The organism is Roseibium album (genome assembly GCF_001404515.1).
In the GTDB taxonomy this organism is placed as follows: Bacteria; Pseudomonadota; Alphaproteobacteria; order Rhizobiales; family Stappiaceae; genus Roseibium; species Roseibium album.
The window spans coordinates 54,817-75,226 of sequence record NZ_CXWE01000012.1; the positions used below are offsets into that span (position 1 = coordinate 54,817).

The following is a 20,410-nucleotide window of genomic DNA, read 5'->3' on the forward strand; positions in this document are numbered from 1 at the left end:
GACCAGCCTGTAGTGAAATTGGAAGACGATGATGCTTCGAAAACACTATTTTGCAGACACAACCTTGTCTGCAACCACAGGTGCTCCATGTGTTTTCGGAATGGCTTCCTTGAAAACCTGAATGAGTTCCATGTCCTGTTCTTCGATGTCGCTGGTGGGGGTCAGGGCGAGGTCGGAATAATTGCGCCGGTCCTCGTCGGCCAGCACCCGCTTCATGGCCGGGCGGAACTTCAGAAACAGTCGTGCCCACGATATGGCAACAGAAACAGCTTCGATTGCCCGTTTGGGATAAAACACGAGTGGGTTTTCCAGTTTCATCCCGTGGCGACGTTGAGTTCGGTGTTTGCGCCTAACAATTCCACATTCAAGGGGGTGGACCTTTTCGATCAAGATTGCCCCAAGGAAATGGATCATCGAAGAATAAAGCGCCTTGGTTCGGGCACCGCGCGCCGCATCGCGCCGAAGAACCGTCTCGACATGCTCTGGAGTGTAAAACTGTTTCCAGCTGTCTAAGTAGACCTTGTCCCATTCCTGGTCTGTCATCAGTGGATGATGGGTGACGCGGTGGTTGAGGTCGTATTTGTTGAAGTCCGGATCCATCCAGACACCCCTGGACGCGAGGATCTTGTGGTCTTCCGAGCCTGGAAGGGGTGTCAGAAAGAAAAACTCGATCAGATCAAGTGGCATTTCCTTCTTGATGATTTCGATATTGCGGCGGATTTTCTCCGGTGTGTCATCCGGGAAGCCGAGAATGTATCCGGCATAGGTGATAACACCTGCGTCCTTCCAGGCCTGAAGCATCTTGCGATACTCCCAGATCTTGTTCTGGCGCTTCTTGGCGGCGGAAAGGGCATCGGGATCGATGTTTTCCAGGCCAATGAACACTCTCGCACATCCGGCACGTGCGGCCTTTTCGATGAAGCCGGGCAGACGGTAACACAGGGTATCGACCTGCAGTGTCAGCTTGAATTTCAGGCCCTGGTCTTCGCGTAGCCAGATCAGCCGATCGAGAATGACCTCCCAGTTCCTGTTTCTTGCAAAATCGTCGTCAGTGATGAAGAACCTGCGGATATTCTGCTTGGCATTGGCACGAATGATGGTCTCGATATCATCAGGTGTGCGGAACCGTGATTTCCGCCCCTGGACATTGATGATCGTGCAGAAGGAACATTGAAACGGGCATCCACGCCCGGCGTCGAAACTTGTATAGGCACCTGCCATCTTGCGCACCGCATCGGCAGGCAGGATCGGATGCACAGCACCTTCAAGATGAGGCAGGTCCTTCATGAAGTTGTAGAGTGACTTCAACTCTCCGGACCATGCATCCTGAAGAAGCGCATCCATTCGCCCCTCGGCTTCGCCGGCATAGATGGTAAGGCCCATTTCCTGGGCTGCGATTATTTCCGGTGTCAGTTCGGGCAGCATTGCTATGCTGCCAGCGGCGTGAAAGCCACCGGCTGCAATCGGAATACCTGCAGCAATGAATTCCCTGGCGATATCGACAGCCCTGGGGAACTGGTTGGTTTGAACGCCGACCAGCCCGACAAGGCACCCGTCCGCTTGCTTCAGGGACTTGATCAGGCTCCCGATTTCGACCTTTGTGTTCGTTTCGTCGATGACATCTATTTCAATTGAAACATCATCGCCGAGCGTTTTTCTTTCGCTGCAGTCCTTGATGAGACCATAGATCGACGCGAGTGAATTTGAAGGGATCGGTGCCCGCAACCACTGGATGACGTAACCTTCGTCATCATAATGTGAAGGTTTGATCAAAAGGACTGAAAAGCGCTTGGACATGGAATTCCAGGCTCCGGTCGAAGGTTTGTTCATCGCGAAGGCGAGAGCACCCCGAGACGATCATTCTTGCGGAACCACGAAGTTACCGCAAGGGAATTATCAGTGCAGCCGATGTACGCGAGCACCGGTACCACCGACTTGGCAAGAAACAGCGAACCAAGGCGAGGACCAATCTGCCTACTGCTTCCATCCGGTATGCTGATCTTCACTTGCAGATTTTGGAGCTACGTTCCGAACGCGACTTGTCGCTACCTATCAACGAAACAATGACCTGTGTGCCAGAAGCCACCGTCTGGCCAACCGGTCATCGCTCGCTCGATTTCACATCCCGGCACGACGATTGTTGCACTTGAAAAATAGCGTGCAATGTAAAGATCTCATTGAAATTAGAGGAGGTTCTCAATATTGATTTCATATAACTTGTGCAATGCAGTATATTTAGTAGTAATTTTTATGCACATATTATCAACAGCTACGTAAGTCTCTGTTGAAAGATTCGAATGCAACTAGACATCAAGCAAGTAAACAAGCAACATAAACCTACTGCTGGTTCGGAACTGATGGCGGGGTGGCAACCGCATAACAGCCCGAAAAGCCAGTAGCCCATGCCAGGGTTTCTGAGCAGTCCGTCACACGGAATGAGCAAGCGAACTTTTGGATGCCACATGGGATGCGCCGGACGCATTCACGTGAAGCGAAGGGCGTCCCGGTAGTCCGGTGAACGGCGGGTTATCCGTATGATCGGCGCGGGTGTTAGGTCGAAAGATCTTGTGTTCGTGGATCGGAAGTCTCTTCGGAAACTTCAGGTCAGTGTAAAAGCGGAGAGTTTTGACGTGTGGTGAGTGATCAGCACAATTCGTCAAAAGCAATCTTCCTTTAACGCAGGGGGGCGCTGGTTACGGCCAGCGTCCTTTTTCTTTTTTAGGCCTCCAACAACCTTGTCCGATACAAAACTCGCACGGATGCGAATGCCCAGGTGCTGCGAAACGGCAACGCTGTGACAAGACCGGCCTGGAGACAGGAACCCTGAAAAACGGATCCGGTCCCGAATTGGGTTGTCTATCGGGCCAAGGCTCCGTCGAACATCGGAGCGGTGAAAGAGGGGAGGAAGTAAATCGGGAAGCTTCTGTTGATAAGTTCAACAAGCCGCACCGGCCCATGAATCATGGACCGGTGTTGGTGTTCAGGTTTTGATGCAGCCGTCAGTTGGAATCTGACTTCCTTGACTCTGCAGTCGACTGGCCAACCATCAGAGGCGTGATTTTGGTCTTGAGAATCATATCGAGTTCTTCAGAACCATCCTCCAGCGACTGAAGTGCCATATCAAGGCAATAGGAGCAGAAGGTGCGCCCATCCTTATCAGCTTCCTTCTTGGTGTAACGGATCATCCGTTTGATCGCTTCAACCGCCGGTTCCAGCTCTTTAGCAGGGCGATCTGATTTACTGACTGTCTTTGACATTCTACTACCCACCAGTATTCGATTTACCGTTCGCAGCGATGCTGCCGTAACCATCCACAAGAAGCATGATGTTGCAGCGTGATATTAGCGTGATAAACTGCTGTTGCAAATCAGGTTGTGAGGCATTCGCATTAGAGTGTGCAAACTTCTGATAGCGTGCGGTTCAAATACGGGGAATTAATGGCAGTCGCCTCCTGTTTTGCATGTCTTGGGCGCCCGTTGCTCCTGAGCAGAAATGAAGACCCTGTTGCGGTCAAAACCCGTAAAGCTCTGGCCATCATGGGCTATTTGAGCCGCGTGAACTCCATGAGCTCACCTCGGGAAATGCTTTCCGACCTGTTGTGGAGCAAGGCCGAACGGACAAAGGCGATGCAGTCGCTCAGGCAGGCTTTGCGTCAGTTGAAGACCGCGGAAGACGAAGCCGGTTTTGATGTTGTTCGCACGTCAACAGGGCACGTAAGGCTGGACCCTGAGACCTTTTCCTCCGATTTGATGACGGTTCTGACGTTACTGGAAAGGGGTCGGGCCGATGATTTTCGCGAGGCAGAAGGCCTGTGGCGCGGCGATTTTCTGGCTGGATTTGAGGATATAGATCCCGAATTTTCCGATTGGCTCCAGGTCGAACGGGAACGGGTGCGGTCCGATGTGGTGACGGCCGCCTTCAAGCATCTTGATCAAATCTCGACAGTTGACGGTGGATTGCAGGTTGAAGCCGGCGGCCGGTTCCTGCTCAAGATCGACCCGGCGCTCGAGTCGGCACATCGCGTCCTGATCCGCCTTTATATGAAACTCGGCCAACGAGAACGGGCGGAGCAACAGTTCAAGGCCTGTGAACGGGAGATGCGTCTTCATCTGGATGCGGAACCGGACGAAGAAACTCACGACATTCTTGTCGACAAGGAAACTGAATCTGCGGTCTTCAGGCGACCTGCCGAAATCGGACCGACTGTCGTTTCGCTTGCGAATTCCCGAAATTCGATCCAATTGCCGGAAATTTCAATCCTGTCCTCGTCTGTTGCTAAATCAGGTTTGAACGACGCAATTTACATGCGCGAAGAAATTGTCTCGGGACTTTCATCTTTCAGATCCTACAATCTTTATCAGTCGGAGTATTTTGGTGAAGAAAATGCACCAATGCCGACCTTGATCGAAGGACACGAGCTTGGAAGCTATCTGCTTCGGTTCAGACACGATGAACGATCAGGTAAGGTTGTCGTTCAATTTGAAGATCGAGAAAATGGCCAGATTATCTTCAACGAAATCGTCGATATCTCGATGTGGGATGGTATCGTTCCAGCTGCTGGCCATATTGTTAATCGGATACATACGCATTCGATAAGCAAGCTACAAAACCCGTCAAATACTGCCACATTTGCGCGCTGGTGTCAGGCAGAAGCCCTGTTGTGGGATTTCACGCCTTCGTCAGACGATAAAGCGATGCAAATTCTGAACGACCTGGAGCGCACAAACAGCGCATTTTCCATGACGTATGCCGGCAAGGCGTCCATTGCCATTAAGCAGGAGTTGCATTTTCCACTTTACGATAAAAAAATTGCTTCAAATGTTTCGACCGGTCCGTTGGCTTTGGCAGAAAGGGCGATAATGCTCGACCCGTGGCAAGCGTTTAATCTGCGCGCATACGGTTGGGCGACAATCATTTCAGATATGCCCGACGAAGCGAGACGCGCATTTCGGAATGCTAGTCGTTTGAGTTCCGCGGATCCCACAAACCTTATGTCTGTCGCCGAAGGGCTGGCTTACTCTGGTGACGTTGAAGAGGCGCGTTTGATCGCTGATCGCGCGTTCTCACTTTGCACATTCGTTCCGAGAGCGTTTTACGAATATTTGGCGAACATATATTTTGCTGCCGACGATTATGAAAATTCAATCCGCCAAATAGAACGCTGCTCAGGCGTTGGCATCAGTGGTTTGACGACAAGAGTAGCCTCACTTATTTGCATCAACAGAGAAGAGGAAGCACTCCAAATTCTACAGCGGTACTCAGAGCATCGAGCACAACTACTCAAGAGCTCACCTGTTGGAACAGAAGACCTGACGCTTTGGCGCAAAAGAATCAACTTCTTTCAGGACGAAACCACGCGAAGAAATTTTGATCGCGGCGCAGCATTCGTTCAACGTTTCCTTTATGAGGGAACTGGTTCAGTTTGACGCAAACATGTTTGACAGACCGCTTAGGTATGTGGTGTCGGCTTGGTGCAGTTTTTCAGCGTTTAGCCTATATGGTATGGCCACGGCTTTAGGGTTGTTTCTTTTTTCTACAACCTCAAATCTGATGAGCTGGGTTGTCTGTTCAGGCAATCCGATATCGGTCAGGTACGATAATGGATCCTTCTTGAGACGGGCCAGCAAATCGCTATCGACGGCAGCCTGGGCAATCAGTCTTCCAAGTGCTCCAACGTTTTTTTCGTAGTACGGAAATCGAGCCATGTGAAAAGATCCTGGAATTGAGCCCGAATAGCATTGTATTCGGGCCAGTTTTTAGGGGTCTTGGTCTTACTCAGGAAGGTCGTGGTAGACACAGTTGCCAAGTGCAGCGCGACCCAACTCTTCGAAATAGGTTTCATCTTCAGCTGCGACGCGGGCCACATCGACCTCGGCCGGCACGATCAGATGCACCAGGTCGACCGTATCGGCAAAGAGCGTCACGTCGGATTTGACGCCAACACCTGCCAACACCTCAGTCGGGTTCTCGATGAGACTGTTACGTGCGTCTGGATCCTGAATGATCGCGCCAAGTTTTGCGCCAAGTTCCAGTTCTTTTTCGGAAGTTGTTCTTACGTGCATGGTGAGCCTCTTGAAGTTAGAGTTGAGTTTTGACTTGGCTGGTGGGTGGATGGTCACTTTGCCAAATCGAAAAGGGTAAAACTTTAGTAAAATGTTATAAGAGGGTATGTTTTACTGTTGTTTGACCGCTTTCGAGAAGAATATTTGTCGATAAAAAGCATCATCTCAATAGTAGGGCGCGCAATTTACAATAGACACAATTGCAGGGAGAGCTTTTGTATTTTAAGGATACTTGTGGTGATGTAATATTGATGACCTGAGAAATGAGGAGATGTGAAAATCGACGCCGAAGTTTCAAAAATTCCGGATCAGGTTTTTTCGGATCTCGTCAGGATTGGCCTGGCGCGGTCTGACAGCAGCGGGACGACCGGCGTGGGGCATATGTTGCACGGCGATCTAGCGCTGTTTTTGCCCTTGCTGACGAATTTTGATGTCAGATTGGTCCCGATGATGCGTGCGAATTGCCCGGTCAAATTCTGTACCGGCATATTGAAACTGCCGGTCAGTCGCGTGCCGGGTGACAAAAATATGCGGACACCGATTCCGGCAGGCGGACAAGCAGATACATTAGTTAATGCATCTTTTGGTTGTATTGGCGAACTGACTGAGCGATTGAGTCTTTGTTCGATGGGTGAAAGTGATTCGAGGATCGGCGAGGAGCTGAAAGAACTACCACAGGTAGAATTGCCAAGTGTTCTTGGTCTAAGTGAAACTCAAAGCAGAAATGCAGTTCGTCAATTGGTCTCCCGGGGTCTCGAGCTGGATGCAGATGCTCCGGACTGGAGAGGGATTTCAGAAGGTCGATTGTGCTTGACGCAATTGGGCTTGGGAGCGCGCGCGCAGGTGCCGGGCATTTGTATTTTGTTTGGTGAATTGGAAATCTCGACAGGCCTGGATCATGGGTTTGCCTCGTCGGTGGGGTGTGCTGTCTGGCGTAACCTCGAAGGCGCCAGGCAGCGTGCCTTGCTTGAGCTGGTCGAGCGCGACGCAGTGGCGCAAGCTTGGTACAACCGCTTGGGGATAACTAAGTTGGACCGTGACCAGGTCAAATCATTTTTGGCTGAATCCTTGAGCGACTTTCTCGACACTGAATCCAGGTCCTGGGGACTTTACGTTGTCGACACCGAGCTACACGTACATGTCGTGATGGCGATTTCGTACGACTCAGGCGGGCGGAGGGCCGCTTTTGGCTCCGCTGCCGGTTGGGACATGTCATCAGCCTGCACATCCGCGGTCGAGGAACTCCTTCAATCTGAAAATGCTCTCACCCTGATGGAAAGGGCTTATCCGGATCGACCAAATACGGTCACACGCGCGCATGACGTGCCAAGACATCTCGTCTATGCGAGACAAAATTCCATCACGGATGATTTGCTGACCTGCGCAGAAGCCACCACAGACGCGTCGTCCTATGAGGTCAGTTATTCTTACGATAATCTGCTGCAGAGTTGCCTTGATCGGAACATCGAGATCTGGGAGTTCGATGCGACACGTCCCGATCTGAAAGTTCCTTGTGTCAAGCTGATCTCCAAGGACCTCTGCAGCTGGGAGCCGCGTTTTGGCAAGGAAAGGCTCTATCAGGGCGTCGTTGATCGTGGATTTCGCAAAGAACCCGGCACGGAACCCGAATTTGCACAGCGCCCGTTTCCCTTTTGAAATAAACCTGAAATCAGGTTTGACAGGAAAAGATCGTCGCGATAGTAAAATATGACACTGATACTCAACTTTTTGAGAGCGGTGTTCGGATGACGACTGGGTCATCCGATCTCTGGAAGAAACTGGGCGGGGTCAACCCGCCCCTTTTTATTGGAGAACTGGGCGTCCGTCGGCCTTGGGCCTGGCGAGCGTCAAGACCCAGAAATTACGCCATTTGCCTGTATTCCGGTTGGTTCTGGCAATTCCGACGCGTGTGACATAGGGATTGAGCAGGTTTTTGTTGTGTCCTTCCGAGCCTTGCCAACCCCGGAAGGCAGCATTCAGGTCCGCATACCCGGCTCCCAGGTTTTCAGCACCCGCATAGTTGGCATAGCTGGCTTTGCTGAGACGCTGAGAAAGTCCGAATGCGCTGTGGGCCCACGTATCCATGCTGTCCCGTTCGGCTATGTGACGTGCCATTTTTTGCGAGACATCGTCAAGCGTGGTGTCGTGTTTCAAAGCAGGCAGGCCGTTTTGCTTTCGATAGGAATTGATCATCGAAAGCATCTGGTTCTTGTCGACGTTTTGGTTCGTCAGAACTGTTTCGTCTTCCAGTTCGCCGCTACCTGGCAACGCGCCGCAAGACGCCAATGCCAGGAAGGCAAGGAGAACAAGACAGTATCTGAACGGATACAGAGCTGCGGCCTTTGCGTGCATCAATTCTCGTCTCCTGGCCAGGTGACGCCCTGGTCGGCAAAGAAATGGTAAGGCCCCGGAAAATTCTCGACATAGGCCATATGGGTAACAATGCCGGTTTTCTCGGAGTGAGAATGGAGAAAATAGGCAGCGGGTTCGAAATTGAACATTGCGGGGCTGTTTTCCCGTAGATCGAGGGCGACCTGGTGACCGGTGCTGGGGGCAAGTGTCATGATCTTGCCCGCGAAACTGGTCACGATCGGCCGGTGGACGTGTCCGCAGAGAATTCTCTGGACATGTGTGTGGGGACTCAGAACTTCCTCAAGTGCGGCTGCGTCGTTCAGACCCATATTGTCCATATGCTCAATGCCTGTAAGTGCTGGCGGATGGTGAAGGGCAATTATTGTCGGTGCATCGCACTTACGAAGGGCTGCTTCGAGCCAGCTCAGCTGTTCGTTTCCAAGGTATCCCTGAGGATGGCCGGAAAGATGTGAATCGAGCGCAATCAGCTGAATGCCTTCAATCATCGCGGAATAGAAAATCTTGCCGTCCCTGTTTTCACCTATGCCGGGATAGCCGGCCATTTCACGACGCATGCCTTCACTGCTGTCATGATTGCCCGGCAGGAGAAATACCGGCACTTCGAAACGAGAAAGAAGTTCCCTGGCAACGGCATATTCTCTTGGATCGCTGCGGTCGGTCAGATCGCCCGTAACGACGATTGCGTCCGCTTGTTGCGTCAGTGAAAGGAGAGAGCGGACAGCACGCTCTGCCATCATGTTGGTATCTGATACCCGATAACAGGCCAAGCCTTTGGGGCGCAGATGCAAATCGGTTATCTGGGCGATCAGGGTCATTTGCAATCCAGGAATCTGTGAGCGTTTTTGTGAGTATCGGACGATAGCTCAGCGTTTGATAAGGGCAAGCACTTGTTTCCCTTTTTGGAAAGCTCATGTAGGAGAGTGCTTTTTAGAGGTAGGTTGCAGGCTGCTACTGCGCAGCACCAGACTTTGGAAACGGCATCTTATGGCAGAAAAAAGCGACGCTCCAAGGCTGCGGGTGTCAGAACCGGCAGAAGACCAAGGCGCCGGGAAATCGAAGACAACTACCGGGATTCGCGACGAAAATCGGGCGGAGCCGGAAATGGATGACGGTTCGTCGGACACAAAGTCCGCAATGATGCGCAAGCCGATCTGGCTGAAAATATTCGGCCACGACATTACCGCCCCTTTATTACTCCTGATTTTGTCGCTTCTGCTCTTTGTGCCGGGACAGTGGACAGTGCCGCCGCTTGACAGGGACGAACCTCGATATACGCAGGCGACGAAGCAAATGCTCGAAACCGGTGACTATATCGATATCCGGTTTCAGGAGCAGGCACGGCACAAGAAGCCCGTCGGAATTTACTGGTTGCAGGCTGCCGCGGTCAAGCTGACAGGTCATGATGCGGAAGCCCCGCTCTGGGTCTACAGGCTGCCATCACTCATCGGCGCCGTGTTCTGTGTCTTTGCAGCTTTCTGGATGGCGCGAGCCTTCATGGGACCGGCAGGGGCGGTGATCGTTGCCGGGTTTGTGGCCTTGTCGATCATCGTCGGTGTCGAGGCGCGACTGGCCAAGACTGATGCCGTTCTGTTTGCCACGGTCATCGTTGCGCAGGGCGCGCTTGCACGCATCTGGCTGAAAGCAACCACAGAACGGGCTTGGGGGTTGAGTTTTCTGTTCTGGACGGCTCTGGCCGGCAGTGTGCTGATCAAGGGCCCGGTCGGCTTGATGGTTGTCGGTCTGACCGTGCTGGGACTGATGGTCCTGAAGAGGAGTTTCTCCTGGTTCAGGGCAGCGTCGCCTTTGATCGGTTTCGTTTGGTTTCTTCTGCTTGTTTCGCCATGGTTCGTGGCAATCTGGATTGCGACCGACGGCACCTTCTTCACAGAAGCTATCGGACGAGACCTGCTCGGCAAAGTTGGGCAGGGCCAGGAAGGGCACGGTGCACCGCCCCTGACACATTTGGGGGCGATGTTTGGCGTCTTCTGGCCGCTTCCCGCGTTTTTCCTGATTGCTCTGCCGTTGATCTGGAAGGAACGGGCGAGCCCGCTTGTGACATTTGCAATCGCCTGGTTTGTTCCAAGCTGGATCGTATTCGAACTCGTCGCGACAAAGTTGCCGCATTACACGATGCCGCTTTTGCCGGCGCTTGCGCTGCCTGTGGCGGCCGCTCTGCTTGAGGGAGCCGGTGAACACTCCAGAAAATGGGTTCGTGTCATCGCGGCCGTGCTGTTGGCGCTCCCACCGGTCGGATTGGCGGCAATCGCTTTCGCGGGACCAATCGTGCTCGGGATTTGGCCGTCGCCACCCGGTGCGGTGATTGTCGCACTTGGAGCCGTCTTCGGCATTGCTGCCGCCTCCAGGTTGTTCCGCGGTCCGGCACTTTATGCCTTTCCAGCAGTAACCTTGAGTGCCATCTGTGTTGCTGTCGGAATCTGGGGTTTCGTTGGTCCTGCACTGACACCGGTCTGGGTAAGCCCGAGACTGGTCGCCGCACTGGACGAAATTCCCGGATGTATGGATGCGTCTTCGCGCCAGGTCGTCACCGCGGGCTTCCATGAGCCGAGTTTCATCTTTCTGGAGGGAACAGGCACACGCATCATATCACCCGCAGGGGCTGCTGAATTTCTGGCAAAGGCAGGGGCGGGTGGTCAGGCAACTTGCCGGGTTGCTGCCATAGAAAGCCGGGAAGAAGCAGCGTTTTTGGCGGAAGCTAAGGAGATTGATCTTGTGCCGGAGGTCAGAATAAGGGTAGACGGCCTCAACATTAACGGCGGCGATGAGGTCGACATCGCGCTTTACCAGAATGCGACCGCGACAAAAGGTGCAGAAGACGGCAATGACGAGCAGCAGTAACAGCGTCCGGAAAGTGCTGGCGCGAATGCGCGGGAACATCCGCCGCGCGGGAATGCTGTTTTCAGGCCGCAAGGCACGAGCACTTAACAGCCTTGATCCGTTGCCACCTGGCCAACGACCACAGGACATACTCGCAATCCTGTTGTTGACTGTGGGGGTTGCGGTGGTCGTGTTCGATGTACCGACCTATCCCTGGCTCCGGTCCCTCCCGGGCGAATACCGGAACGGCTTCAGAGCCTTTACAGATTTTGGCAAGGCAGACTGGATACTGATTTCGACAGGACTGACCTGTCTGTTTCTTCTGGCCCTGGATGCAGGACGCTATGCCTTCCGCATTCGCATGGCGATAGGATCGGTTTTCACTTACGCTGCATTCATATTCTATTCGGTCGCTGCGACAGGTCTGCTTGCAATTGCTTTCAAGTGGTCCCTGGGCCGGGCCCGGCCGAAGCTTTATGAACATGTCGGCCCGGTTCGTTTCGACTTTCTTGCCTTTGATGGAACCTACACAAGCTTTCCATCCGGCCACTCCACCACGGTGGCTGCGCTCGCAACCGCACTCGCGTTTATCTTTCCCGCCTACCGGTGGCTGATTATCGTTGCAGCCTTCTGGCTCGCCTTCAGCCGCGTTATGGTTGGAGCCCATTATCCGAGCGATGTTATCGCTGGCACGCTTTTGGGCATGACTTTCACATTCTTCACGGTAAGAGCGATGGCGCGTCGGCGGATAGGCTTTCACCTGTCGTCTTCCGGAAAGATTGAACCCAATATGAATTCACGCTCTGCGAAGGCGTGTGTACGCGCGGTCTGGCAGACCCTTCGTGGCCAGCGTGGTATCGACAGGGTGCCGGTTGAAAGTCCGGACGCAGAGCGGACAGAACGGACAATTTCATGACACAGAGCTATCTTGAAGGCTTGGCGGCCAACAAGGGAACACTTGCCGTGACGGTTGTTGTGCCGGCAAAGGATGAGGCACAGAACCTTCCCATTCTCCTGGACGAGATCGAAGCCGCCCTGGCGGGACGCAAGTTCGAAGTCATCGTTATTGACGACGGATCTTCGGACGGAACGGATATCGTGTTGCAGGACTATGCCGCAACCCATGACTGGCTGAGGCCTGTGCGTCACGAATTGTCTTGTGGCCAGAGCTGTGCTGTGCGCACTGGCGTGCAGCATGCGCGCGGCGATATCGTTGCGACAATTGACGGTGACGGCGAGAATGATCCGGCCTATATCCCCCAGCTTCTGGACGCGCTTCAGGCTGCGGGAGCCTCAACCGCTCTTGCGGCCGGCCAGAGGCTTGGCCGCAAGGCAAGTCTAGCCAAACGTTATGCCTCAAGGTTCGCCAACAGGCTTCGCGGTGCGATCCTGAAGGACAAGACCAGAGACAGCGGCTGCGGTCTGAAAGCGCTGCGCCGCGAAGTGTTTCTGCAACTGCCTTACTTTGACAGCTGGCATCGTTTCCTGCCCGCGCTCGTGATCCGTGAAGGATTCGATGTCGTTCATATCGACGTTCAGGACCGGCAACGGCGCCATGGCACTTCAAAATACGGAATATTCGACCGGGCACTGGTCGGCGTGCTTGATCTGTTTGGCGTGTGGTGGTTGCGGCGGCGCCGTAAGAAAATTCCGACTGTCCGGCCGCTGACGTGACGGACAGCTGAAACAAGAAGAACGACGGGCCTTGTGCCCGATTGAACCGATTGGATCTGCCCAATGACTGCTCTTTACGACTGGCTGTATACTGTTTTTGTCGAGCAATTCGATTTTTGGATAATTCTGGGTTTTTTCGCTCAGGCCATGTTCATGATGCGCTTCGTCATTCAATGGGTCGCCTCTGAACGCGTCGGTCGATCAATTGTGCCGGTTGCCTTCTGGTTCTTTTCCATCGCAGGCGGGTCGCTGTTGCTGATCTACGCCATTCAGCGCCAGGATCCCGTGTTTATCGCAGGGCAGGGGCTTGGCCTTGTTATTTATTTTCGGAACCTGTGGCTGATCTTCAAGGAAAAGCGGCAGGACCCGACGATCTGACCCTGCCTGTTCGCGACCTCCACTAATTAGCCGAATGCCCTGGCTAGGGCCCGCTCGATGTCGTTGACCAGATCTTCCGGATCTTCGAGACCGATGTGAAGGCGAACCGAACAACGTGTTTCATCATAGGACGTTGCGGTCCGCATGCCCTTGAGCCTTGCTGGGATAGCCAGGCTCTCGAAGCCGCCCCAAGAATATCCCAGGCCGAACAGGGTGAGGGCGTTGAGGAACACGCCGGCCTGTTCCTTTGTGGTTCCGGCCTTGAAATCAAATCCGCACAAACCTGAACTGCCGGTGAAGTCGCGTTGCCAGATTGCAAAGCCGGGATCTGATTCAAGCGCGGGATAACTTACTGCCTCGATTTGAGGCTGGTCTTTCAGCCAATCGAGAACAGCAAGCGTATTCCTCTGATGCCGCTCCAGCCTGACCGAGAGTGTGCGCAATCCCCGGAGGCCGAGATAGACGTCGTCCGGTGCAACGTGGCTGCCGATCGCACCGTGAATGTCATAGAGGCCTTTCCACGCTCTTTCGCTCGCAGCTACGGTACCGAGCATCGCGTCGGAGTGACCGACAATGTACTTGGTACCTGCCTGAATCGAAAGATCGACACCGAGGGCAAGCGGCTGGCAGAACAGGGGAGTGGCCCATGTATTGTCCATGAGAACGGTCGCGTCGATTTCATGCGCCGCAACTGCAATTGCCGGAACATCCTGCATTTCGAACGTAAGGGATCCCGGGGCCTCGGTGAAGACCGCGGATGTTTCTTCCCTGAACAGGGTCTTGATGTCTGCGCCGAGCTTCGGGTCGTAGTATTCGGCGGTTACTCCGAATTTCGGCAGGACTGTATCCGCGAAATGCCGCGTCGGCTGGTAAGCCGTGTCCGTGATCAGGATGTGGTCACCGGATTTCACGCAGGAGAGGAGCGCGAGAGCGACTGCGTTCAGGCCGGAATTGGCAAGTTTGACGCCGGCTGCCCCTTCCAGTTCCCGCAGGGCATCTTCAAGTGAATCCGTCGTCGGATTGCCGCGGCGGGCATAGGAATATTTCTGACCTCCGGGAACCATTGTCTCCACATCTGGATAAAGAACGGTCGACGCGTGAACAACCGGCGGATTGACAAACCCGTGAAACGAATTGGGGTCACGACCGGCATGCGCCAGCCTTGTGTCGGGTTTCAACGGGGACTTGCTGGCAGAATTGGACATGGAAGCTCTGTTTAAGGGGGTCGGTATCGGGAGTTTGAGTTTCGCCCGGATGGGAAAGGCTATTTTAGACAATTCGCAGGGCTCTCAACAAGGGTGGTTGAGGGTGCTTCGCGCTTCAATTCAACGTGTAACTTACGATTAAGGTTAATGGGGTGCCGGAAATTCGAAGATCCGGTGAACATGTTTAAGGCATTGAATGAATTCGAACTGAGCATGTTCGCTATTTGTGCACTCGGCGGATGCAGATCGAGTGTTTCCCTGCGATTTTTGTCGAGATAATGACAGCAAGTACTTGACCCGAACAGCCAAATGCAATCGTATGGGCTCGTTGGGTGGAAAGGGAGAAATCTGGAGGAAGCCGTCAAAAAGGCACACGCTCGTTTACGAACGGGACGTAGAGGATTTCTTACAACGAAGCCCAGCATAAAAATAAAATGGGTAACAAATAAAGGCTGCATATCCATGTCCAAAAAAATCCTTCCACTCGTACTCGGCGCTGCAATGGGCGTCGCCGCGACCACGGCTGCGAGTGCGACAACCTTGGAAGATGTCAAGGCAAAAGGTTTCATCCAGTGTGGGGTGAGTCAGGGTCTGCCGGGCTTCTCCAATCCAGATGCACAGGGGAACTGGACCGGTCTCGACGTTGATCTCTGCCGCGCAATGGCTGCTGCAGTGTTCGGTGATGCGTCGGCTGTAAAATTCACGCCGCTGTCTGCAAAAGAGCGTTTCACCGCACTGCAGTCAGGCGAAGTCGATGTCCTGTCCCGCAACACCACGTGGACCATGTCCCGTGACACTCAGCTGGGTCTGAACTTTGCCGGCGTCAACTACTATGACGGCCAGGGTTTCATGGTTCGCAAGGATCTCGGCGTCACCTCGGCGCTCGAGCTGTCCGGCGCTTCGGTCTGCACCAACACCGGTACAACCACCGAGCTGAACGTTGCTGACTATTTCCGTGCCAACAATATGCCGTATGAAATCGTCGCCTTCGAAAAGGCAGACGAAGTTGTTGCTGCATATGATGCCGGTCGTTGCGACGTGTACACAACGGATGCTTCCGGTCTGTACGCACAGCGTCTGAAGCTGACCAACCCGGGCGACCACATGGTTCTGTCGGAAATCATTTCCAAAGAGCCGCTTGGTCCGGTTGTGCGTCAGGGTGATGACGAATGGTTCAATATCGCCAAATGGACCCTCAACGCGATGATCAACGCTGAAGAACTTGGCGTCTCGTCGGCCAATGTTGACGACATGAAGTCTTCCGACAACCCGTCCGTAAAGCGCTTGCTTGGTGTTGAGGGCGCTTATGGTGAAGGCATCGGCCTGTCCAACGACTGGGCTTACAACGTCGTCAAGAACGTCGGTAACTACGAAGAATCCTTCAATGCCAATGTCGGTCCGGACACTCCGCTCGGCATCTCGCGCGGCGTGAATGCGCTGTGGAGCGATGGTGGATTCCTTTACGCTCCGCCGGTTCGCTAATCCTCGTTTGTTCTGAGGAAAACAGGGGTTCCGGCAGTAACCTGCCGGAACCCTCAAAATAACAAGGCCACGCACACAAATCCGGAAAACCGGTAAAAGCGTGGGGGGAACAAACTGCTTCGATAGTCGATAGGGGAGTGCGCGACAGCGTGCTGCTGAAGCAGTCAAGACGCGAAAGAGGAGAGGCGGATTGCCGGGCTCTTTCCGTAGAAATTTGGCGAGGTTCTATGTCTGTAATGGAGCAGGACTCGGCGAGAGCGCCGGCACGTGCTTCGCTGTTCAACGATCCAAAAGTCCGCGGCATTTTTTTTCAGGTCGTCCTGGTCGTCGCGCTCGGTTATGTTGGATACAACATCGTTGATAATACGCGTATCAACCTTGAACAGCAAAACATTGCCTCTGGCTGGGGCTTCCTTAACAACACAGCTGGATTCGGTATCATCCAGTCGCTGGTATCCTACTCGGAAACGTCGAGCTACGGGCAAGCGCTGTATGTTGGATTCCTGAACACTCTTCTTGTCGCGATTGTCGGTATCTTTGTCGCGACAATTATCGGATTTGTTGTTGGTATTGCCCGTCTTTCCGACAACTGGGTTATCAGCCGGCTGGCATATTGCTACGTTGAACTGATCCGCAACGTTCCGCTGCTTCTTCAGATTTTCTTCTGGTATTTCGCGGTTCTCAGGGCTGTTCCCGGGAAACGTGAAAAATGGTCGTTCTTTTTCGACAGCTTCCATCTGAACATCGCAGGATTCCGCGGACCGAAACCGATCTGGGAGGATGGAGCGTCCTTCATCGGTATCGCCTTAATCATTGCGATCGTCGCATGCATTGTGATTGCCCAATGGGCACGCAAACGGCAGGAAGCAACCGGTCAACAGTTTCCTGTCTTCTGGACGGCCGTGGGGCTGATAATCGGTTTGCCGCTGATCACGTATTTCGTGACGGGTATGCCCATGCACCTGGAACATCCGGTGTTTGTCGACACGGGACCTCGGATCCGTCAGGGGTTTCAGTTGAATGTCGGCTTCAACCTCATACCTGAATTCCTCGCATTGACGGCTGCTTTGTCAATCTACACCGCATCGTTCATTGCGGAGATTGTCCGTGCGGGCATTCAGGCGGTCAGCCACGGGCAGACGGAAGCCGCGCATGCCCTTGGCCTGCGTCAAAGCCCTACGCTCAGGTTGGTGATCATCCCTCAGGCGATGCGTGTCATCATTCCGCCGCTGACAAGTCAGTATCTGAACCTGACGAAAAATTCGTCCCTGGCTGTTGCGATCGCATTTCCTGATCTTGTTTCTGTTGGCGGTACGGTCCTCAATCAGACCGGGCAGGCAATCGAAATCATCGGAATCTGGATGGCGATCTATCTGACGCTCAGTCTGGTCACGTCGGCCTTTATGAACTGGTACAACCAGCGCATGGCGCTCGTGGAAAGATAGGGGGCGCTAACAATGGCCAAAACTGAAACATTTCAGATTAGAACCGAGGAGGCGCCGCTTCTGCCGGCGCCTGTCTCGACCACCGGTCTGATCGGCTGGATGAGGCAGAACCTGTTTTCATCCATCAGCAATACCGTTCTGACAGTCATTGGCGTGATTATCGCCTACTGGATTATCGCACCCTTTATCCAGTTTGCTTTCATCGACGCGATCTGGACAGGTGATGACAGAAAGGCATGCCTTCCCCCTGAAGGGTCGGAAGGGGAACACATGGGCGCCTGCTGGGCCTATGTTGAGGCCTATTTCCCGCAATTCATCTATGGTCGGTATCCGACCGACGAGATCTGGCGGGTGAATATCGTCTATGCACTCTTTGCCTTGTTGCTGGTTCCGCTGGCAATGCCGAGTATGCCGCTCAAGAAGTTGAATTCCATTCTCTTTCTTGGCGTGTTCCCTATTGTTGCCTTCGTTCTTCTGACTGGCGGCAACATCAGCATCAGCTCCTACACGTGGATCTTCGTCGCGTTGATCGCTGCTGTTGGTGTTGCAATCGCGGCAATCCTGATGGTTGCCGGAGGGCGGGATTTCAATGGCGTCAAACCTGTTCTGATCGGATTTGTCGGAACGGCTGTGGTACTTGCGATCATATTGGGTTTCGTGTCGGCCAACCTCGGACTATCAACAGTTGATACGCCTGTCTGGGGTGGTCTTCTGGTGACACTGGTGATTGCCGTCACCGGCATCGTGGCTTCTCTGCCGCTCGGTATCGCCCTGGCGCTCGGTCGACGGTCCACCATGCCGATCGTTCGGCTGGTTTCCGTCATTTTCATCGAGTTCTGGCGCGGTGTTCCGCTGATCACCGTGCTGTTCATGTCCTCGGTGATGTTGCCGCTTTTCCTGCCGGAAGGCGTTACGTTCGACAAGTTGCTCCGTGTTCTGATCGGCGTCACCTTGTTCTCCGCCGCCTACATGGCGGAAGTCGTGCGCGGTGGTCTGCAGGCAATTCCAAAGGGGCAATATGAAGGGGCCATGGCTCTGGGTCTCCGCTTCTGGCCGATGATGTATCTCATCATTCTTCCTCAGGCGCTGAAACTGGTGATCCCTGGTATCGTCAACACCTTCATCGGCCTGTTCAAGGATACGACACTGGTCCTGATTGTCGGCATGTTCGACCTGCTTGGCCAGATACAATCGTCCTTCACGGATCCGACGTGGTCGACACCCACGCAGGGACACACGGGCTATCTCTTTGCAGCCATTGTGTTCTTTGTTTTCTGCTTCGGCATGTCCCGCTATTCCATTTTCATGGAGAGGCGGCTGCACACAGGGCATAAACGCTAGAAAGATCTTCGGGGCGCGCGAAACTCCGCTGCGCCCCGGCCACTGAAATTCTGGAGTAAAAACGCATGTCAGAAAATGCTGTAAACGCGGAAGAGCTTGCCGCCGATCGCTCGAAGATGATGATTTCCGACACGGATGTGGCGATTGAAATCAACAACATGAACAAATGGTACGGTGACTTTCACGTACTTCGCGATATCAACCTGAAGGTCATGCGCGGCGAGCGTATCGTTATTTGCGGACCATCCGGATCCGGCAAATCCACCATGATCCGGTGCATCAACCGTCTTGAGGAGCATCAGGCCGGCCAGATCGTCGTGGATGGGATCGAACTGACCAACGATCTCAAGAAAATCGATGAAATTCGCCGTGAAGTCGGTATGTGCTTTCAGCACTTCAACCTGTTTCCGCACCTGACCATTTTGGAGAACTGCACGCTGGCTCCGATCTGGGTTCGCAAGATGCCGAAGAAGGAAGCCGAAGAGGTCGCGATGCACTATCTTGAGCGCGTCAAGATCCCGGAGCAGGCACTGAAATACCCCGGTCAGTTGTCCGGTGGCCAGCAGCAGCGTGTCGCAATTGCGCGTTCGCTCTGCATGAGCCCGAAAATCATGTTGTTCGATGAGCCGACTTCCGCTCTTGACCCGGAAATGATCAAGGAAGTCCTGGACGTGATGGTCGGTCTCGCCGAAGAAGGCATGACCATGCTCTGCGTCACCCACGAAATGGGCTTTGCGCGCAAGGTCGCGAACCGCGTGATCTTCATGGATGCGGGCCAGATCGTGGAACAGAACGAACCGGAAGACTTCTTCGTCAACCCTCAGCACGAACGTACCAAACTGTTCCTCAGCCAGATCCTGCATCACTGATCTGGAAAGGGTATGCGACTGGCAAGGATATTCAGAAACGCGTTCCTCTGTTTGCTCCTTGTCGTTATTGCGGTGATTGTTGCAATTGGCCTTGGAACACTTGTTCCAAGGCCTTTGTCTTTTTCGCCGTCGGCGGACGAACAAGGAGAGGCCGGCAAACGCAGCATTCTTGTCCTTTCCAATCCGATCCATACCGACATAGCGCTCCCGGCGGATCCTGACGTTCTTGAAGCCTTGTCTTTTGTGTCGTCGCAGGGCCTGGAGCTCAACCACCCGGGTGTCTTCTGGATAATTGTCGGCTGGGGGAGCAGGTCATTCTATATTGAGACACCCACATGGTCCGAACTGAAACCGGGGCCGGTGATTGATGCTTTGACCTGGGACAGGTCCGTCATGCACGTTCGACGTGCCGGGCAGATTTCACCATCGTTGCCGAGTGCTCGCGAGGTTGAACTGAGCGAAACGGAATTCGGCGGACTGTTGCGCGACATTCGGTCGAGTTTTCAGACAGACAAAGGCGAGCAACCAAGTGCGATTTCAGGCGCGGCCTACGATGCGCACGATATCTTTTTTCCTGCCAATGGCGGTTTCAATGCACTGTTGGGTTGCAACACCTGGACCGCACGCATGTTACGTCAGGCGGGAATTAGAACCGGGTTCTGGACACCTTTGCCCTTCACTCTGAACCTGTCCCTGGATCTGCATAATGCCGACTAGACCAAGTTCTCGAAAACGCGATTTTGCAC

At 53.8% G+C, this 20,410-nt stretch carries 18 protein-coding genes; 11 read left to right on the forward strand and 7 right to left on the reverse strand.

Going from position 1 to position 20,410, the window contains the following annotated elements; all coding sequences use genetic code 11:
- Positions 1-45: 45 nt before the first annotated feature.
- The gene (locus LA5095_RS28775; RefSeq protein ID WP_144436203.1) at positions 46-1,797 is read right to left on the reverse strand and encodes a B12-binding domain-containing radical SAM protein; all 1,752 of its coding nucleotides are present in this window, start codon (positions 1,795-1,797) and stop codon (positions 46-48) included.
- A gap of 1,202 nt (positions 1,798-2,999) precedes the next feature.
- On the reverse strand, positions 3,000-3,257 hold the full coding sequence (locus tag LA5095_RS28780; protein ID WP_055121256.1) for a hypothetical protein: 258 nt from the start codon (positions 3,255-3,257) through the stop codon (positions 3,000-3,002).
- A gap of 156 nt (positions 3,258-3,413) precedes the next feature.
- Here LA5095_RS28780 and LA5095_RS28785 point away from each other — a divergent pair, with 156 nt between their 5' ends.
- Positions 3,414-5,426: an AfsR/SARP family transcriptional regulator gene (locus LA5095_RS28785; protein ID WP_186009665.1), complete on the forward strand. Its 2,013-nt coding sequence runs from the start codon at positions 3,414-3,416 to the stop codon at positions 5,424-5,426.
- On the opposite strand, the gene LA5095_RS28790 is transcribed toward LA5095_RS28785, so the two are convergent.
- Together LA5095_RS28790 and LA5095_RS28795 are read right to left on the reverse strand one after the other, a co-directional pair.
- Positions 5,418-5,705, reverse strand: coding sequence for a hypothetical protein (locus tag LA5095_RS28790; RefSeq protein WP_055121258.1), 288 nt, complete (start codon positions 5,703-5,705; stop codon positions 5,418-5,420). The two genes, LA5095_RS28785 and LA5095_RS28790, sit on opposite strands and share 9 nt — an antisense overlap.
- Positions 5,706-5,771: 66 nt before the next feature.
- Complete coding sequence (locus LA5095_RS28795) at positions 5,772-6,062, reverse strand: hypothetical protein (RefSeq protein ID WP_055121259.1); 291 nt, start codon at positions 6,060-6,062, stop codon at positions 5,772-5,774.
- Between the two features lie 273 nt (positions 6,063-6,335).
- On the opposite strand from LA5095_RS28795, the gene LA5095_RS28800 reads away from it, so the two are divergent.
- A complete protein-coding gene (locus tag LA5095_RS28800; protein ID WP_055121260.1) occupies positions 6,336-7,718 on the forward strand; it encodes a YcaO-like family protein in 1,383 nt (460 codons plus the stop codon).
- 147 nt (positions 7,719-7,865) lie between these two features.
- Here LA5095_RS28800 and LA5095_RS28805 read toward each other — a convergent pair whose 3' ends face one another.
- Both LA5095_RS28805 and LA5095_RS28810 read right to left on the reverse strand, forming a co-directional pair.
- Positions 7,866-8,414 (reverse strand): CAP domain-containing protein, encoded by a 549-nt coding sequence (locus tag LA5095_RS28805; protein ID WP_055391476.1) that lies wholly within the window; start codon positions 8,412-8,414, stop codon positions 7,866-7,868.
- Entirely contained in the window at positions 8,414-9,250 is an 837-nt protein-coding gene (locus tag LA5095_RS28810) for a phosphodiesterase (RefSeq protein WP_055121261.1), read from the reverse strand. Before LA5095_RS28810 ends, LA5095_RS28805 begins: the two co-directional genes overlap by 1 nt.
- A 286-nt stretch (positions 9,251-9,536) precedes the next feature.
- Here LA5095_RS28810 and LA5095_RS28815 point away from each other — a divergent pair, with 286 nt between their 5' ends.
- From LA5095_RS28815 to LA5095_RS28830, 4 genes are all read left to right on the forward strand, one after another.
- A complete protein-coding gene (locus LA5095_RS28815) occupies positions 9,537-11,291 on the forward strand; it encodes an ArnT family glycosyltransferase (RefSeq protein ID WP_082442996.1) in 1,755 nt (584 codons plus the stop codon).
- Positions 11,275-12,186, forward strand: coding sequence for a phosphatase PAP2 family protein (locus tag LA5095_RS28820; protein ID WP_055121262.1), 912 nt, complete (start codon positions 11,275-11,277; stop codon positions 12,184-12,186). The genes LA5095_RS28815 and LA5095_RS28820 overlap by 17 nt, the downstream gene beginning before the upstream one ends.
- The gene (locus LA5095_RS28825) at positions 12,183-12,944 is read left to right on the forward strand and encodes a glycosyltransferase family 2 protein (RefSeq protein ID WP_055121263.1); all 762 of its coding nucleotides are present in this window, start codon (positions 12,183-12,185) and stop codon (positions 12,942-12,944) included. The genes LA5095_RS28820 and LA5095_RS28825 overlap by 4 nt, the downstream gene beginning before the upstream one ends.
- Before the next feature lie 63 nt (positions 12,945-13,007).
- Positions 13,008-13,322: a lipid-A-disaccharide synthase N-terminal domain-containing protein gene (locus tag LA5095_RS28830; RefSeq protein WP_029065703.1), complete on the forward strand. Its 315-nt coding sequence runs from the start codon at positions 13,008-13,010 to the stop codon at positions 13,320-13,322.
- A gap of 26 nt (positions 13,323-13,348) precedes the next feature.
- Here LA5095_RS28830 and metC read toward each other — a convergent pair whose 3' ends face one another.
- A complete protein-coding gene (gene metC / locus LA5095_RS28835; RefSeq protein WP_055121264.1) occupies positions 13,349-14,527 on the reverse strand; it encodes a cystathionine beta-lyase in 1,179 nt (392 codons plus the stop codon).
- Between the two features lie 462 nt (positions 14,528-14,989).
- Here metC and LA5095_RS28840 point away from each other — a divergent pair, with 462 nt between their 5' ends.
- The 5 genes from LA5095_RS28840 to LA5095_RS28860 all read left to right on the forward strand — a co-directional run bounded on the left by LA5095_RS28840 (position 14,990) and on the right by LA5095_RS28860 (position 20,381).
- Positions 14,990-16,009: an amino acid ABC transporter substrate-binding protein gene (locus LA5095_RS28840; RefSeq protein WP_055121265.1), complete on the forward strand. Its 1,020-nt coding sequence runs from the start codon at positions 14,990-14,992 to the stop codon at positions 16,007-16,009.
- Between the two features lie 227 nt (positions 16,010-16,236).
- Positions 16,237-17,454, forward strand: coding sequence for an amino acid ABC transporter permease (locus LA5095_RS28845; protein WP_208992906.1), 1,218 nt, complete (start codon positions 16,237-16,239; stop codon positions 17,452-17,454).
- Positions 17,455-17,466: 12 nt separating this feature from the next.
- Positions 17,467-18,795: an amino acid ABC transporter permease gene (locus LA5095_RS33120; RefSeq protein WP_055121267.1), complete on the forward strand. Its 1,329-nt coding sequence runs from the start codon at positions 17,467-17,469 to the stop codon at positions 18,793-18,795.
- Between the two features lie 65 nt (positions 18,796-18,860).
- The gene (locus tag LA5095_RS28855) at positions 18,861-19,664 is read left to right on the forward strand and encodes an amino acid ABC transporter ATP-binding protein (protein ID WP_035900433.1); all 804 of its coding nucleotides are present in this window, start codon (positions 18,861-18,863) and stop codon (positions 19,662-19,664) included.
- A gap of 12 nt (positions 19,665-19,676) precedes the next feature.
- Positions 19,677-20,381 carry a TIGR02117 family protein gene (locus LA5095_RS28860; protein WP_055121268.1) on the forward strand — a complete coding sequence of 235 codons (705 nt, stop codon included), beginning with the start codon at positions 19,677-19,679 and terminating at the stop codon, positions 20,379-20,381.
- The last annotated feature ends 29 nt before the right edge of the window (positions 20,382-20,410 follow it).